Origin of the sequence: Ectobacillus ponti (assembly GCF_024294785.1) — a bacterium.
Lineage (GTDB): Bacteria > Bacillota > Bacilli > Bacillales > Bacillaceae_G > Ectobacillus > Ectobacillus ponti.
Genome location: NZ_JANCLT010000128.1, coordinates 1 through 504 on the forward strand (window position 1 = coordinate 1; position 504 = coordinate 504).

At 65.9% G+C, this 504-nt stretch carries 1 protein-coding gene; it reads left to right on the plus strand.

Going from position 1 to position 504, the window contains the following annotated elements; all coding sequences use genetic code 11:
- On the plus strand, positions 1-504 hold a 504-nt coding region (locus tag NK662_RS24870), incomplete at both ends, for a phytocyanin family protein (RefSeq protein WP_254761394.1).

The window sequence follows — 504 nt, forward strand, 5'->3', positions numbered from 1 at the left end:
CTTCGTCTCCGGCATTATTCCACTTGGACGAACACTAGCTCACCGGCCGGCCATGGCGTCTTCTTCCGTTCTGATCAAGCTGCTCGTCGTCGTCGGCTGCGCCGCCGCGGCCTCCGCGGCGACGCTCACCGTGGGTGGTAGCTCCGGGTGGACGCTTGGCCAGAACTACGATACTTGGGCAAGTGGCCAAACCTTCGCGGTTGGAGACAAGCTCGTGTTCAGCTTCGTTGGGGCGCACACGGTGACGGAGGTGAACAAGAACGATTACGACAACTGCGCCGTCGCAAGCAACTCGATCAGCTCGACCAGCACCAGCCCAGCCACCCTCGACCTCGCCGCCGCCGGCATGCACTACTACATCTGCACCATCAGCGGCCACTGCGCCGGCGGCATGAAGCTGGCCATCAACGTCGGCAGCGGCTCCGGCTCCGGCTCCGGCTCCGGGACGCCACCCAGCACCACCCCAGGAAGCAGCGGCACGCCGCCGGCCACCCCTTCTTCCCC